We start from the raw sequence: 13,723 nt of genomic DNA, 5'->3' as shown, positions 1-13,723 counted from the left end.
AGACTGATGAAAATTCTGGATCTGTTGTTCGAACGCTCGGCCCGCCGAGTGGCCGACACCACGTCGCGACGCAAACTGCTGGCGCGCATGGGTTCGCTGATGGTCGCCGGCGCCGCACTGCCGCTGCTGTTGCCGCTGGATCGCACCAGCAAGGCACTGGCGGCGGACAATCCCAAGGCTGGCGATCCGGGTGATCCGAACAGTTGCGACTACTGGCGCTACTGCTCGATCGACGGCTTTCTGTGCAGTTGCTGCGGCGGTTCAGTGACGTCGTGCCCGCCGGGCACCGAAGCCTCGCAAGTGACCTGGATCGGCACCTGCCGCAACCCGGCGGATGGCAAGGACTACATCATTTCGTACAACGACTGCTGCGGTAAGCAGAGCTGTGCGCAGTGCGCGTGTACACGTAATGACAGTGAAGAACCTGCGTACCGGCCGTTCAACAACAACGACGTGAACTGGTGCCTGGCGGCGAAATCGCACATCTATCACTGCACGGTTTCGATTATTCGGGGTGTAGCTGTCTGACCAGAGCGCAGCAACTTTCCCCTGTGGGAGCGAGCCTGCTCGCGAAAGCGGTGTTTCAGGCGACAGCTCTATTGGATGTGCCGGCGTCTTCGCGAGCAGGCTCGCTCCCACAGGGGTGTTGTGTGAATTTTGAAGGAGTTGTCATGCGTCACTTGCTCATTCTTGGTCTGGCGCTGGCGATAGCCGCACCGTCGGTCTACGCCCGCGCCATCCCCAACCCGAACCAACGCCACGCGCCGGGCAACGAGGCGCCACAAACCCCCATCGCTCAGGCCAATTACAGCGTCGGCGTGAACTACCAACTGCAATGCGCCGGTTGCCACTTGCCCGACGGTACAGGCTCGGCCGCCAACGACACGCCGCGTATGGCCGGTTTTGTCGGCAACTTCCTGAAAGTCCCCGGCGGCCGTGAGTTTCTGGTGCGCGTCCCCGGCATGTCGCAGTCCGCGCTGAACAACGCGCAACTGGCCGACCTGCTCAACTGGCTGCTCCGCGAGGACGGCATGGCCGGTGCCAGTGCGCCGAAGAATTACCCGCCGTACAGCGCCGACGAAGTCGCGCAGTTGCGCCACGAAACCATGCTCAACCTGCCCGGCACGCGAGCACAGCTGATTAAGGAAATGCGCGCCCAAGGCATCGCAATCGATGACGGCATGAACGACTGAACCTCAAGCGTGCTGCTTGCGGTACTCCCCAGGCGCAATGCCGAAGCGCGATTTGAACGCCGTGGAAAAATGGCTCGAATCGGTAAAGCCCCACGAGTAACCGAGCACCGACAGCTTCTGCTCGCCCCCCGACTGACGCAGGGATTCGGCGCACAAGTCCAGCCGTCGATTCTTGATGTAACGGGCCACCACCAGGCCCTTCTTCGCGAAAATCCGGTACAGCCCGCGCACCGACATCCCGACTTCCCGCGCCAGCCATTCCGGGCACAGTTCTTCGCAACGAATGTGCTCGTCAATGCACGCCAGGGTTTTCTGGAAGATCCGTTCATGCAGATCGCTGCAGTCTTCGCTTTGGCTGATCGCCGGGCGCAACAGGCTGACAATTGCCTCCAGCGTCGCTTCGCTTTCACTCAAACTAAGGTTCTTCTGACGGGTGGCATCGAGGATCAAATGATGCGAAAGCATGGCCATCGGGGAGCTCGCCGGGATGCGGTGACCGCACTTGACCTGATTGAAGCGCAGGGTCTTCTCCACCAGATGAGTCGGCAGAATCAGCGACAACTGCCGGGAGTTCTCGTGGTAGGTGAAATCGCTCGGCCGGGAGGCGTCGATCAGGGTGATATCCCCGGCCGACAGCAGGGCTTTGTTGTCGCCCTGGGCCATGCCCGCCGAGCCTTCGAGCTGAAACACGGCAAAGTATTTGCCGCCCTCGCCCGCGGCGATTTCCGCCGGCGTGCGATACAGCCGCGCCTGGCAGGCGTCGACAAAACTGAGCTTGAGCGCACCGCTCTGGTACTCACGAATGCGCCCGGTAAAACCGGCACCGAGGGTTTGCGCGTTGAAGGCGCCGCAGATCTGGTTGATCTGATGGATCCACTGATCGAAGCCGTCACGGCGTTGTGCAGTTGAAGGAATCATGTCTGGCCTCACGCAGGCTTGTTTTTATTATCTACGTCAATCCAAGCGTTCTTCCTGAACAGTGCGGCTCCCTCGCTGTGGCGATTATTTCAAGCCACCAAAGCGTCGATAGAAACTCTCGCCGACGTCCGGCAACGGCCCGTCGGCAGTCTCCAGCGCAGTGTTCAGCCACTCTTCGGCCTTGGCGTAGATCAAACGGTAAATGTTGCGGCACAACTGCCGCGCCGCGCGACCTTCCCAGTCGCCGGGGAGCAATTCGTCCGGCAGTTGCGGGTCGCGCAGCAGCAGTTTGCGGTATTCGTGAATAAGCAGGAGACGTGCCATGAAACAGTCTGCCGGCAGCAGGTTTTCCTGCTCGCGAAGCGCTTGCCAGAGCGGTCGGAACAACTGGATAAACTCGCTGTAGTGCGCCGCCAGTTCCTCGATGCTCCAACTCTCGCGCACCTGCGCCCGCAGGGCTTTGGAGGCCAGCACGTCTTGTGCGGTGGTTTCAAAAACGATGGTATCTTCCAGCGCGCCGAGGTCCTGCAACGTGGCGTTGACGTCCGCGCGATCACTGCGTGGGCACGCCAGCACCGCCGGGGAAATCGCACCAAAACCTTGCCATTCGAGCTCTTCGCGCACCTGCTTGCGCTTGTCCTGGCTCAACTGCGTGAGCATCGCCAGGCACCACGAACCGTCCCACGCCGGCACGGTTGAGCTGTAAACCCGTTTGAAGGCTTTATCGAAACGCCGCCGGCCAGTGCCGGTGAGGCTGTAATAACTGCGCCGGCCGACTTTCTCGGCGGTCAGCCAGCCTTCCTTGGTCAGACGAAAGATTGAGGTACGGATCAGGCGCTCGTTGATGCCGATCGGCTCCAGCAACTGAATCAGACTGCCCAGCCACACCGTGCCGCCGTGGGGTTCGATGGCATCCCCGTACAGCGTGATGATCAAGGAACTGGCGCGGATCGGCGTCTGCTCCTGGAAGCGGGTAATCAGATGGTTCAAAGGTGTCAGGGATGACATGGGCGTACCGGGTTGAAAAAAAGAAAGGAATATACCGAATCGAAACGGGTGGTGTTCATAGTGAACTGTTCTTGGGCCGCAATCCGCTGTCGCTGATCCGTGGCCGATTCGGCTCTGGCTCGCTCAACGGTTCGCAGACTCGCATCTGCGTCAGGCAACGCTGGGCCAGTTCCTGATACTCACGCGTACCGGCCTGCTTCCACGCCACTTCCTGGTCGCTGAGTTCACGCTTGATACTGGCCGGCGCGCCCATCACCAGCGACTGCTCGGGGCATTCGAACCCTGCCTTCACAAACGCCGCTGCCGACACGAACGACCGTGCTCCGATCCGCGCGTTGTCCATCACTACTGCATTCATGCCCACCAGTGCATCGGCGCCGATCCGGCAACCGTGCAACACCGCGCCGTGGCCGATGTGGCCGTTGCGTTCGACCACGGTGTCGCTGTCGGGAAAGCCGTGCATCACGCAGGTGTCCTGCAGGTTGGCGCCATCTTCCAGAACGATGCGGCCGAAGTCGCCACGCAAACTCGCCAGCGGCCCGACGTAACAGTGCGGCCCGATGATCACATCGCCGATCAGCACGGCGGACGGATGCACATAGGCGGTTGGGTCGACCACCGGAGTCAGTCCATCAAGGCTGTAACAGGTCATCGCAGGCTCCTTTGCCGGACGTTGTGCAGTGAGATACGCAAAGCGATGCGCAAACAGGCTTGTTTTGTATCACATCGTTTCACGACATAAAAGCTGTAAAAGCGTATCGCTTTATAGAGCCACCGCTTGTCGCCCGTAAACCCTTAAACAATCTAGTATTTATTCGTTATTTATCAATAATTTGATTAATACGAAACGAGCTAAACCAGAAAGTGATAGATCGGACGAAATTCTATTTGAGACACATTAATAGCATTTCATTGTTGCTTTTGCGTATCACGTTAAGTCTATACTTCGGCAAAACCGACGCCCGACGTCGAACCAACAACAAGCCGGCAGCAGCCGAGCGCACACCGTGAGGGCCTTTGCCATGCCTCAAACCCTGGCCGTTGAACAGCTGCAAGCTGTGCGCCTGATCACCCTGCAACGTCCGCAGGCGTTGAATGCCCTCAATACCGAACTGCTCGGCGAACTCGCCGCCGAACTGAGCATCGCTGAGGCCGACCCGAATACCCGCGCCGTAGTCCTGACCGGCAGCCGCAAAGCCTTTGCCGCCGGCGCCGACATCAAGGAAATGGCCGAGCGCGATCTGGTCGGCATCCTCAACGACCCGCGCCAGGCCTCATGGCAAATCATCACCCGCTTCAGCAAACCGCTGATCGCCGCCGTCAACGGCTTCGCCCTCGGCGGCGGCTGCGAGTTGGCAATGCACGCCGACATCCTGATTGCCGGCGAAGACGCGCGTTTCGGCCAGCCGGAAATCAACCTCGGAATCATGCCCGGCGCGGGCGGTACCCAACGCTTGTTGCGTGCGGTCGGCAAGTCACTGGCGATGCAAATGGTTTTGACCGGCGAGGCCATCGACGCCCGCCACGCCCTGCGCGCAGGCCTGGTCAGCGAAATCACCCAACCGGAATTCACCGTCGAACGCGCCCTGCAGATCGCCCACGCCATCGCCGCCAAGGCACCGCTGGCCGTGCGTCTGGCCAAGGAAGCGCTGCTCAAGGCGATGGACACCGATCTGGCCAGCGGCCTGCGTTTCGAGCGCCATGCCTTCACGTTGCTGGCCGGTACCGCCGATCGCGATGAAGGCATCCGCGCCTTTCAGGACAAACGAGCGCCGCAGTTTCGCGGCCAGTAACCGAATCGAACGACCTCCCGGAGAACCCTGCCCATGAACTTCGAACACATCCTGTTTTCCATCGAGGCCGGCGTCGCCTTGCTCAGCCTCAACCGGCCCGAGCAGCTAAACAGCTTCAACACCGCCATGCACCTGGAAGTCAAAGAAGCGCTGAAGCAGGTGCGGCAGACCCCTGAAGTGCGCGTGCTGCTACTGACCGGCGAAGGTCGCGGCTTCTGTGCCGGGCAAGACCTGAGCGACCGCAATGTGGCGCCGGGCAATGAGGCGCCGGATCTGGGCGTGTCCATCGAGACCTTCTATAACCCGCTGATTCGCCAGTTGCGTGATCTGCCGATGCCGGTGATTTGCGCAGTCAACGGCGTGGCAGCCGGGGCCGGGGCGAACATTCCGCTGGCCTGCGATCTGGTGCTGGCGGCGCGTTCTGCGAGTTTTATTCAGGCGTTTTGCAAAATCGGTCTGATCCCGGATTCCGGCGGCACCTGGACCTTGCCACGACTGGTCGGCATGGCCCGCGCCAAGGCTTTGGCCCTGCTTGGCAATCGCTTGAGCGCCGAACAAGCCGAGCAATGGGGTTTGATCTATCGCTGCGTTGACGATGCTCAGTTGCGCGACGAAGCCCTGACCCTCGCCCGTCACTTGGCCACGCAACCGACTTACGGTCTGGCGCTGATCAAACGCAGCCTCAATGCCAGCCTCAGCAACACCTTTGACGAACAACTGGAGCTTGAGCGCGATCTGCAACGCCTGGCCGGGCGCAGCGAGGATTACCGCGAAGGCGTCAGCGCATTCATGGACAAACGCACACCTGCGTTCAAGGGTCGCTGAACATGAACGCTCTCAACCGCAACGCACAAATCGCCGTAATCGGTGCCGGCGCAATGGGCGCCGGCATCGCTCAGGTCGCCGCGCAGGCCGGGCATCCAGTGCTGCTGCTGGACAACCGTCCGGGCGCGGCTGCTAAAGCCATTGATGGCATTGACCGACAACTCGGCAAACGCGTCGAGAAAGGCAAACTTGCCCCCACCGAACGAGCAGCAATCATTGCTCGTTTACAAGCCGTAGAGGCCATCGAAGCGCTGGCCGACTGCACGCTGATCATCGAAGCGATTGTCGAAAACCTTGAGGTCAAACACGCACTCTTCGCTCAGTTGGAAAGCCTGTGCGGCGAACACTGCATCCTCGCCAGCAACACCTCTTCGCTGTCGATCACGCGCATCGCCGCCGGCCTGAAACGCCCGGAGCGCTTGCTCGGCCTGCACTTTTTCAACCCCGCGCCCGTGATGCCGCTGGTGGAAATCGTCTCCGGTCTGGCCAGCGATCCCGCGCTCGCCAGCACCTTGTTTGACACGGCAAAAGCCTGGGGCAAACAACCGGTACACACCCGCTCGACGCCGGGTTTTATCGTCAACCGTGTGGCGCGGCCGTTCTACGCCGAAAGCCTGCGCCTGTTGCAGGAAGGCGCCGCCGATTGCGCCACCCTTGATGCAATGATGCGTGACGCCGGCGGCTTCGCCATGGGCGCGTTCGAACTCACCGACCTGATCGGCCACGATGTGAATTATGCGGTGACCTGTTCGGTGTTCGACGCCTATTACGGCGACACCCGTTTTCAACCGTCGCTGATCCAACAGGAACTGGTGGATGCCGGACGCTTCGGGCGCAAAAGCGGTCGTGGTTTCTACGACTACAGCGAGGGTGCGCAGCGTCCTGACGCGCAATCCATAAGCAGCGATGCGATTGTCGACAACTGCGTGGTGGAAGGCGATTTGGGCGCCCTGAACGACTTGATCCCGCGCCTGAAAACCAACGTCACCCAGCGTGACGGCAGCGGCTTGCTGAGAGTCGGCGACGCCATCCTGGCCCTGAGCGACGGCCGCATGGCCAGCCAACGCGCCAATGAAGACGGCCTGCGCAACCTGATCCTGATCGATCTGGCCTTCGATTACGCCACAGCCAAACGCATCGCCATCAGTTGTTCGGCGGACATCAGCGACAGCGCTCGCGATCAAGGCGTCGCCCTGCTGCAACGCGCCGGCCTGCACGTCAGCCTGCTCAGCGACACACCGGGGCTGGCCGTGTTGCGCACCGTCGCCATGCTCGCCAACGAAGCTGCCGACACCGTGCTGCACGACGTCGCCACGGCCGCGGATATCGATCTGGCGATGCGCGCCGGCGTCAATTATCCGCAAGGCCCACTGGCCTGGGCTGACCGAATCGGACTCGCGCAGATCACCCGCGTCCTCGACAACCTGCAAGCCACTTACGGCGAAGAGCGCTACCGGCCATCGCTGCTGTTGCGCCGCAAAGTCGCCGAAGGGAGCACATTTCATGACCAGCCTTGAAGCCATGAGCCTCGCCAGTCGCTGCGCGCAAACGATGCTCGAGCGTGACGCCGCCACTCAGGGCATGGGCATTCGCCTGATCAGCGCCGCGCCCGGCAGTTGCACCCTCGGCATGGGCGTGCGCGCCGACATGATCCAGGGCCACGGCACCTGCCACGGAGGTTTTCTGTTCGCCCTCGCCGACTCGGCGTTCGCCTTTGCCTGCAACAGCTACAACGACGCCACTGTGGCGATCGGTTGCAGCATCGATTACATCGCCCCTGCCCACTTGGGCGACACCCTGACCGCACGCTGCACCGAACAATCGCGCTCGGGCCGCACCGGCAATTACGACGTTCGCATCGAAAACCAGCAGGGCCAGTTGATCGCCCTGTTCCACGGCAAATCCTACAAAGTGCGCGGCACGGTGCTGGCGCAGGAGATTCCCCATGAATGACGCTCTGATCATCGACGCCGTCCGCACCCCGATCGGGCGCTACGCCGGAGCCTTGAGCAGCGTGCGCGCCGACGACCTCGGTGCCGTGCCGCTGCGTGAATTGCTGCGCCGCCACCCGCAAGTGGACTGGAATCAAGTCGACGATGTGATCTACGGCTGCGCCAATCAGGCCGGCGAAGACAACCGCAACGTCGCGCGTATGTCGGCGCTGCTGGCCGGGCTGCCGGTCAGCGTGCCGGGCACCACGCTCAACCGTTTGTGCGGCTCCGGTCTGGATGCCATCGGCACTGCCGCGCGGGCGATTCGCACCGGTGAAGCAGGATTGATGCTGGTCGGCGGTGTCGAATCGATGTCCCGCGCGCCGTTGGTGATGGGCAAGGCTGACACTGCGTTTTCGCGTTCGGCGGAGCTGTTCGATACCACCATCGGCTGGCGTTTCGTCAATCCCTTGATGAAGAAAGCCTACGGGATCGACTCGATGCCGGAGACCGCCGAGAACGTCGCCGAACAGTTCAACATTTCCCGTGCTGATCAGGACGCCTTCGCCCTGCGTAGCCAACAGCGCGCTTCAGCGGCGCAGGCCAATGGACGTCTGGCCAAAGAGATCGTCGCCGTGGCAATCGCGCAGCGCAAAGGCCCGGCCAAAGTGGTCGAGCACGACGAGCACCCGCGCGGCGACACCACGCTTGAACAACTGCAAAAACTCGGTACGCCATTCCGTGAAGGTGGCAGCGTCACCGCCGGCAACGCGTCCGGGGTCAACGACGGCGCCTGCGCCCTGCTGCTGACCAATGCACAAACCGCCCAGCGCTACGGCTTGAAGGCCCGTGGCCGTGTGGTGGCGATGGCCACCGCCGGGGTCGAACCACGAATCATGGGCATCGGCCCGGTGCCAGCCACGCGCAAAGTGCTGGAACTGGCCAACCTGAGTCTTGCCGATATGGACGTTATCGAGCTCAACGAAGCCTTCGCCGCCCAGGGCTTGGCAGTGCTGCGTGAGCTGGGTCTGGGCGACGACGATCCGCGGGTCAACCCGAACGGCGGCGCCATCGCCCTCGGTCATCCGCTGGGCATGAGTGGCGCACGACTGGTCACCACTGCCCTGCATGAACTGGAAGAACGTAGTGGCCGTTATGCGCTGTGCACCATGTGTATCGGCGTCGGCCAGGGCATTGCGTTGGTGATCGAACGCTTGTCCGACTAAAGAACCGCGATTCCCGAGGTGCCGAGCGGTATCCTTGGGGCATGCACTCAGCGCCCCGCAAGCACGGGGCTGAAACACAAAAATAATTCGAGTGAAGTCATGAACATGCCAATTGCCCAAGCCGTGCTCAACCCTGAACTGGATCCGCTGGAAACCGCCAGCGTCGATCAATTGCGCCAGCATCAACTCGAACGCCTGCGCTGGAGCCTCAACCACGCGTACAACAACGTGCCGCTGTACCGCCAACGCTTCGACGCGCTAGGCGTACACCCGGACGACATTCGTTCGCTGGACGATCTGGCGCAGTTTCCGTTCACCACCAAATCCGATCTGCGCGACAACTACCCCTACGGCATGTTTGCCGTGCCGATGCATGACGTCGTGCGTCTGCACGCCTCCAGCGGGACCACCGGCAAACCGACGGTGGTTGGTTACACCCAGAACGACATCGACACCTGGGCCAACATCGTTGCCCGTTCGATCCGCGCTGGTGGCGGTCGACGCGGCGATAAGGTGCATATTTCCTATGGCTATGGCCTGTTCACCGGCGGTCTGGGCGCGCACTACGGAGCCGAGCGTCTGGGCTGCACGGTGATCCCGATGTCCGGCGGCCAGACCGAAAAACAAGTGCAACTGATCAAGGATTTCCAGCCCGACATCATCATGGTCACGCCGTCGTACATGCTCAACATCGCCGACGAGATCGAACGCCAAGGCATCGACCCGCACAAACTGGCCCTGCGCCTGGGTATCTTCGGCGCCGAACCATGGACCGCTGAACTGCGCAGCGCCATCGAAGCACGCCTGGGCATCACCGCCCTCGACATCTACGGCCTCTCGGAAATCATGGGCCCGGGCGTGGCCATGGAATGCGCGGAAACCCGCGACGGCCCGACGATCTGGGAAGACCATTTCTACCCGGAAATCATCGATCCGATTACCGGCGAAGTGTTGCCGGACGGGCAGATGGGCGAACTGGTGTTCACCTCGCTGAGCAAAGAAGCCCTGCCGATGATCCGCTATCGCACCCGCGACCTCACCCGCCTGCTGCCCGGCACCGCACGCCCGATGCGCCGCATCGACAAGATCACCGGGCGCAGCGACGACATGCTGATCATCCGTGGCGTCAACGTGTTCCCGACTCAAGTTGAAGAACAGGTGCTGAAGATCAAACAGCTGTCCGAGTCCTACGAGATTCACCTGTATCGCAACGGCAATCTGGACAGCGTCGATGTCCACGTCGAACTCAAGGCCGAGCATCAGGGCCTGAGTGACGAGCAGCAGAAGGCCTTGTGCGGCGAACTGAGTCGGCACATCAAAACGTACATCGGGATCAGTTCACGGGTATTGCTGCAGCCGCCGTTCTCGATCAAGCGTTCGGAAGGCAAGGCGTGCCATGTGATTGATAAGCGCGCCAAGGGCTGATTCGGCCCTTAAGAAGCGGCGAAGGCGCAAGGCCTTCGCCGCTCAGCGTTTGCGGGACAACGCTTTGCGTACGCGCTCTCGGGACATTTTCGAACCGGTTTCCTGCGCTTGCGCCTTCACCTCAGTCGTCTCTGGCGCCAACTCATCGGCCAGCTGTTTCTTGCGCTTGGCCGCTTCGCGCCACTGATAGCCGAAATACAGCAAGGCGACAAACAAGCCCACCACACCAGAAATCACAACACCAACGACGTTCCACAGCACGAAGGTGATGAGCAACGTTTTCCAGTTGAACGGTGTCAGCGGCTGTTCTGCGGACTTCTTTTTGTCTTCCGCCGGCTCGCGCTCGACCGCCGCCGGCACCTTCTGCACCCCATCCAGATCGAAGCGCAGGGCGAAGTTCGCTCCAGGCACCTGCACGTCAATTCGGTCGCCCTCAACGGTATGCACGCGAATTTCACCATCAAGGCCCGAAACCGAGCTGAAACTGATTTGGCTTTCGCGTATTTCGCCGTTTATCAGCGTAAACACTTTGGGTTTGTCGTCACGGGGAACGTCGCTCATATCGATTCCTTGAGAGATCCACGCCGAACAACGCGCATGGGAGAGATCCGTAGGGCGCAAATGCTACTGAGCGACCATCACCCTGTCCAGAAAACATCCCTTCACCACTGATCGGAAGCGATACACAAAAATATACGACACGTTATTTTGTGTTTGATATTAATTTCCGTATCACTTATAAAGTTCTCCATGCCCTCGAACATGCCTTCGAAAAAACCGAGGCAGGAGAACAAGAATGTACGCACAGCTCGTAGAAACAGGCGTCAAACGCATCAAGGACCTTTCGGAGATGTCCGATGAGGAACGCGCCTTTCAGGAAAAAATCGATTCAGAAACCAAGATCGAAGCCAAGAACTGGATGCCAGATGCGTATCGCCAGACGCTGATCCGGCAGATTTCCCAGCACGCCCACTCCGAGATCGTCGGCATGCTGCCGGAAGGCAACTGGGTGACCCGTGCGCCGTCGCTCAAACGCAAACTGCAATTGATGGCGAAGATTCAGGACGAGGCTGGTCACGGCCTGTATCTGTACAGCGCCATGGAAACCCTCGGCGCTGATCGCGACGAAGAGATCGCCAAGCTGCACAGCGGCAAGGCCAAGTATTCGAGCATCTTCAATTACCCGACGCTGAACTGGGCCGACATGGGCGCGGTAGGCTGGCTGGTCGATGGCGCGGCGATCGTCAATCAGGTGGTGTTGCAGCGCACCTCGTATGGCCCCTACTCCCGGGCCATGGTGCGGATCTGCAAGGAAGAGAGTTTCCACCAGCGCCAGGGCTACGAAATTCTTCTGACCATGATGCGCCACGGCAATCAGGCGCAAAAAGACATGGTTCAGGACGCGATCAATCGTCTGTGGTGGCCGGCGCTGATGATGTTCGGCCCGAGCGACGAACACTCACCGAACAGCGCGCAGTCGATGGCCTGGAAGATCAAGCGCCAGAGCAACGACGAACTGCGCCAGCGCTTCATCGACCAGACCATCCCGCAACTGGAACTGCTCGGCTGCACCTGCCCCGATCCGGACTTGAAGTGGAACGCCGAGCGCGGTCATTACGACTTCGGCGAGATCCAGTGGAGCGAGTTCTACGAAGTGCTCAAGGGCAACGGCCCGTGCAATCAGGAGCGCGTCGCCACCCGCCGCAAAGCCATTGAAGACGGTGCATGGGTCCGCGAAGCCGCGGTCGCCCACGCTCGTAAAAAACAGAACAAGAACGCCGCTTGATCGGCCATCTGATGTGGAGTGAATGACATGTCCCAGTGGACCCTTTTCGAAGTTTTCGTGCGTAGCAAGCACGGCCTCAACCATAAACACGTCGGTAGCGTACATGCCGCCGATACCACCATGGCCATCGAGAACGCCCGCGAGCTCTACACCCGCCGCAGCGAAGGCGTGAGTCTGTGGGTGGTGCCTTCAGCGCTGATCACCGCTTCGTCGCCGGATGAAAAAGACCCGCTGTTCGATCCCTCTGACGACAAGGTTTACCGCCACGCCAGTTTCTACGAACTGCCGGCCGAAGTCGGACACATGTGAGGTCGACCATGAACGATAAAACCGATCTGATCGAATACCTGCTGCGCCTCGGCGACAGCGCCCTGATCCAGGGCCAGCGTCTGTGCCAATGGTGCGGCAAGGCCCCGGCACTGGAAGAAGAATTGGCGCTGATGAACGTCGGCCTCGACCTCGTTGGTCAGGCGCGAAACTGGCTGGAATACGCTGCCGAGCTGTTGGACGACGGCCGTGACGCTGATCACCTGGCGTTCCGTCGCGATGAGCGCGCCTATCGCAACCTGCTGCTGGTCGAACAACCGAATGGCGACTACGCGGTGACCATGCTCAAGCAATTCCTCTACGACGCCTGGCACCTGCCGGTGTTGCAGGGCTTGAGCCAGTCCAGTGACGAACGCATTGCCGGGATCGCCGCCAAAGCGGTCAAGGAAGTCACCTATCACCTGCGCCGCTCCGGCGAGTGGATCGAGCGTATGGGCGACGGCACTGAAGAAAGCCATCAACGCATGCTCACGGCGATCCCGGAAGTCTGGCGTTTCACCATCGAACTGATCGCCGCCGACGACAGCGAACAGCGTCTGTGCGCGGCCGGCATCAGCCCGGACATCGCCACTGTCGCCGCGCAATGGCAAGCAACGGTCAGTGCCGTGTTCGCCCGCGCCACCCTGCCCGTCCCGACGGCGCCGAGCTATTTCTACCTGAATGCCCGTCGCGGTCTGCACAGCGAACACCTGGGCATTTTGCTGGCGGAAATGCAGTTCCTGCCCCGAGCGTACCCCGATGCAACCTGGTGAGCTGATCACCAGCGATCGCGGCGCCCGACCAGCGCTGAGCGGTGATCTGGACAAGGCCTGGGCGACCCTGGCCGAGGTCATGGACCCGGAAGTGCCGGTGGTCAGCGTGGTCGACCTCGGGATCGTCCGCGACCTCGATTGGCAGGCCGGGCATCTGCACGTGGTGGTCACGCCAACTTATTCCGGCTGCCCGGCCACCGAAGTGATCGAGGACGACATCCGCGCCGCACTGGAACACGCCGGTTTCAGCGCGCCACGACTGGAGCGCAAGTTGACCCCGGCCTGGTCCACCGACTGGATTACCGCCGATGGCCGCGAACGCTTGCGCGCCTACGGCATCGCCCCGCCGGACGGCAGCGCCAGCAAACGCACGCTGCTCGGCGAAAGCCCGACGGTGCTGTGCCCGCAATGCGGCAGCGTCCACACCGAAGTGCTCAGCGAGTTCGGTTCCACCGCGTGCAAAGCCTTGTACCGCTGCTGCGATTGCCGCGAGCCCTTCGACTATTTCAAGTGCATCTGAGCGGCCGAATGCCGTGTCG

Annotated in this window: 16 protein-coding genes; 12 read left to right on the top strand and 4 right to left on the bottom strand. The window is 61.2% G+C overall.

The annotated features are described in order from the left end of the window. The first annotated feature begins 6 nt into the window (after positions 1 to 6). Together ACA069_RS12785 and ACA069_RS12780 are read left to right on the top strand one after the other, a co-directional pair. Positions 7 to 528 carry a methylamine dehydrogenase light chain gene (locus tag ACA069_RS12785; protein WP_401265240.1) on the top strand — a complete coding sequence of 174 codons (522 nt, stop codon included), beginning with the start codon at positions 7 to 9 and terminating at the stop codon, positions 526 to 528. Between the two features lie 143 nt (positions 529 to 671). Next, a complete protein-coding gene (locus ACA069_RS12780; protein WP_489880892.1) occupies positions 672 to 1,193 on the top strand; it encodes a c-type cytochrome in 522 nt (173 codons plus the stop codon). A 3-nt stretch (positions 1,194 to 1,196) separates the two neighbouring features. Here ACA069_RS12780 and feaR read toward each other — a convergent pair whose 3' ends face one another. The 3 genes from feaR to paaY form a co-directional block, all read right to left on the bottom strand. Further along, positions 1,197 to 2,111, bottom strand: coding sequence for a transcriptional regulator FeaR (gene feaR, locus ACA069_RS12775; protein ID WP_497617815.1), 915 nt, complete (start codon positions 2,109 to 2,111; stop codon positions 1,197 to 1,199). An 84-nt stretch (positions 2,112 to 2,195) separates the two neighbouring features. Then, entirely contained in the window at positions 2,196 to 3,119 is a 924-nt protein-coding gene (gene paaX / locus ACA069_RS12770; RefSeq protein ID WP_305443021.1) for a phenylacetic acid degradation operon negative regulatory protein PaaX, read from the bottom strand. Between the two features lie 55 nt (positions 3,120 to 3,174). Next, positions 3,175 to 3,771, bottom strand: a complete 597-nt coding sequence (gene paaY, locus ACA069_RS12765) for a phenylacetic acid degradation protein PaaY (RefSeq protein ID WP_497617814.1) — start codon at positions 3,769 to 3,771, stop codon at positions 3,175 to 3,177. 370 nt (positions 3,772 to 4,141) lie between these two features. Here paaY and paaF point away from each other — a divergent pair, with 370 nt between their 5' ends. The 6 genes from paaF (at position 4,142) to paaK (ending at position 10,319) form a co-directional block, all read left to right on the top strand. Continuing rightward, a complete protein-coding gene (gene paaF, locus ACA069_RS12760; RefSeq protein WP_497617812.1) occupies positions 4,142 to 4,912 on the top strand; it encodes a 2,3-dehydroadipyl-CoA hydratase PaaF in 771 nt (256 codons plus the stop codon). A 33-nt stretch (positions 4,913 to 4,945) separates the two neighbouring features. Continuing rightward, positions 4,946 to 5,737 carry a 2-(1,2-epoxy-1,2-dihydrophenyl)acetyl-CoA isomerase PaaG gene (paaG, locus tag ACA069_RS12755; protein ID WP_497617811.1) on the top strand — a complete coding sequence of 264 codons (792 nt, stop codon included), beginning with the start codon at positions 4,946 to 4,948 and terminating at the stop codon, positions 5,735 to 5,737. Between the two features lie 2 nt (positions 5,738 to 5,739). Then, positions 5,740 to 7,254 (top strand): 3-hydroxyacyl-CoA dehydrogenase PaaH, encoded by a 1,515-nt coding sequence (paaH, locus tag ACA069_RS12750; protein WP_497617810.1) that lies wholly within the window; start codon positions 5,740 to 5,742, stop codon positions 7,252 to 7,254. Beyond that, positions 7,241 to 7,690, top strand: coding sequence for a hydroxyphenylacetyl-CoA thioesterase PaaI (paaI, locus tag ACA069_RS12745; RefSeq protein WP_401265257.1), 450 nt, complete (start codon positions 7,241 to 7,243; stop codon positions 7,688 to 7,690). Before paaH ends, paaI begins: the two co-directional genes overlap by 14 nt. Continuing rightward, positions 7,683 to 8,894: a 3-oxoadipyl-CoA thiolase gene (gene pcaF, locus ACA069_RS12740; RefSeq protein ID WP_497617808.1), complete on the top strand. Its 1,212-nt coding sequence runs from the start codon at positions 7,683 to 7,685 to the stop codon at positions 8,892 to 8,894. The genes paaI and pcaF overlap by 8 nt, the downstream gene beginning before the upstream one ends. 99 nt (positions 8,895 to 8,993) lie before the next feature. Continuing rightward, a complete protein-coding gene (gene paaK / locus ACA069_RS12735; RefSeq protein ID WP_497617807.1) occupies positions 8,994 to 10,319 on the top strand; it encodes a phenylacetate--CoA ligase PaaK in 1,326 nt (441 codons plus the stop codon). 42 nt (positions 10,320 to 10,361) lie between these two features. On the opposite strand, the gene ACA069_RS12730 is transcribed toward paaK, so the two are convergent. After that, entirely contained in the window at positions 10,362 to 10,880 is a 519-nt protein-coding gene (locus ACA069_RS12730) for a hypothetical protein (RefSeq protein WP_497617806.1), read from the bottom strand. A 235-nt stretch (positions 10,881 to 11,115) separates the two neighbouring features. Between ACA069_RS12730 and paaA the strand changes: the two genes are divergently transcribed. From paaA to paaD, 4 genes are read left to right on the top strand one after another with little or no spacing between them, the layout of a single operon-like run. Beyond that, positions 11,116 to 12,105 carry a 1,2-phenylacetyl-CoA epoxidase subunit PaaA gene (paaA, locus tag ACA069_RS12725; RefSeq protein WP_497617805.1) on the top strand — a complete coding sequence of 330 codons (990 nt, stop codon included), beginning with the start codon at positions 11,116 to 11,118 and terminating at the stop codon, positions 12,103 to 12,105. A gap of 27 nt (positions 12,106 to 12,132) precedes the next feature. Then, complete coding sequence (gene paaB, locus ACA069_RS12720; protein WP_401265268.1) at positions 12,133 to 12,414, top strand: 1,2-phenylacetyl-CoA epoxidase subunit PaaB; 282 nt, start codon at positions 12,133 to 12,135, stop codon at positions 12,412 to 12,414. Positions 12,415 to 12,422: 8 nt separating this feature from the next. Continuing rightward, positions 12,423 to 13,184, top strand: coding sequence for a 1,2-phenylacetyl-CoA epoxidase subunit PaaC (gene paaC, locus ACA069_RS12715; protein WP_497617803.1), 762 nt, complete (start codon positions 12,423 to 12,425; stop codon positions 13,182 to 13,184). Beyond that, positions 13,171 to 13,704, top strand: a complete 534-nt coding sequence (paaD, locus tag ACA069_RS12710; RefSeq protein ID WP_497617801.1) for a 1,2-phenylacetyl-CoA epoxidase subunit PaaD — start codon at positions 13,171 to 13,173, stop codon at positions 13,702 to 13,704. Before paaC ends, paaD begins: the two co-directional genes overlap by 14 nt. Positions 13,705 to 13,723: the final 19 nt, after the last annotated feature.

The sequence above is a fragment of the Pseudomonas sp. LBUM1652 genome (assembly GCF_059716105.1).
The sequence above is the reverse complement of the archived record's forward strand: the minus strand, read 5'-3'. Positions and strand labels throughout refer to the sequence as shown.

What these genes read in the sequence shown, in the direction of transcription:
- paaC (WP_497617803.1), top strand. Translation starts at nt 12,423, where the DNA reads ATGAACGATAAAACCGATCTGATCGAATACCTGCTGCGCCTCGGCGAC.
- ACA069_RS12785 (WP_401265240.1), top strand. Translation starts at nt 7, where the DNA reads ATGAAAATTCTGGATCTGTTGTTCGAACGCTCGGCCCGCCGAGTGGCC.
- paaD (WP_497617801.1), top strand. Translation starts at nt 13,171, where the DNA reads ATGCAACCTGGTGAGCTGATCACCAGCGATCGCGGCGCCCGACCAGCG.
- paaG (WP_497617811.1), top strand. Translation starts at nt 4,946, where the DNA reads ATGAACTTCGAACACATCCTGTTTTCCATCGAGGCCGGCGTCGCCTTG.
- paaA (WP_497617805.1), top strand. Translation starts at nt 11,116, where the DNA reads ATGTACGCACAGCTCGTAGAAACAGGCGTCAAACGCATCAAGGACCTT.
- feaR (WP_497617815.1), bottom strand. Translation starts at nt 2,111, where the DNA reads ATGATTCCTTCAACTGCACAACGCCGTGACGGCTTCGATCAGTGGATC.
- paaH (WP_497617810.1), top strand. Translation starts at nt 5,740, where the DNA reads ATGAACGCTCTCAACCGCAACGCACAAATCGCCGTAATCGGTGCCGGC.
- paaI (WP_401265257.1), top strand. Translation starts at nt 7,241, where the DNA reads ATGACCAGCCTTGAAGCCATGAGCCTCGCCAGTCGCTGCGCGCAAACG.
- ACA069_RS12780 (WP_489880892.1), top strand. Translation starts at nt 672, where the DNA reads ATGCGTCACTTGCTCATTCTTGGTCTGGCGCTGGCGATAGCCGCACCG.
- paaX (WP_305443021.1), bottom strand. Translation starts at nt 3,119, where the DNA reads ATGTCATCCCTGACACCTTTGAACCATCTGATTACCCGCTTCCAGGAG.
- paaB (WP_401265268.1), top strand. Translation starts at nt 12,133, where the DNA reads ATGTCCCAGTGGACCCTTTTCGAAGTTTTCGTGCGTAGCAAGCACGGC.
- paaY (WP_497617814.1), bottom strand. Translation starts at nt 3,771, where the DNA reads ATGACCTGTTACAGCCTTGATGGACTGACTCCGGTGGTCGACCCAACC.
- pcaF (WP_497617808.1), top strand. Translation starts at nt 7,683, where the DNA reads ATGAATGACGCTCTGATCATCGACGCCGTCCGCACCCCGATCGGGCGC.
- paaK (WP_497617807.1), top strand. Translation starts at nt 8,994, where the DNA reads ATGAACATGCCAATTGCCCAAGCCGTGCTCAACCCTGAACTGGATCCG.
- ACA069_RS12730 (WP_497617806.1), bottom strand. Translation starts at nt 10,880, where the DNA reads ATGAGCGACGTTCCCCGTGACGACAAACCCAAAGTGTTTACGCTGATA.
- paaF (WP_497617812.1), top strand. Translation starts at nt 4,142, where the DNA reads ATGCCTCAAACCCTGGCCGTTGAACAGCTGCAAGCTGTGCGCCTGATC.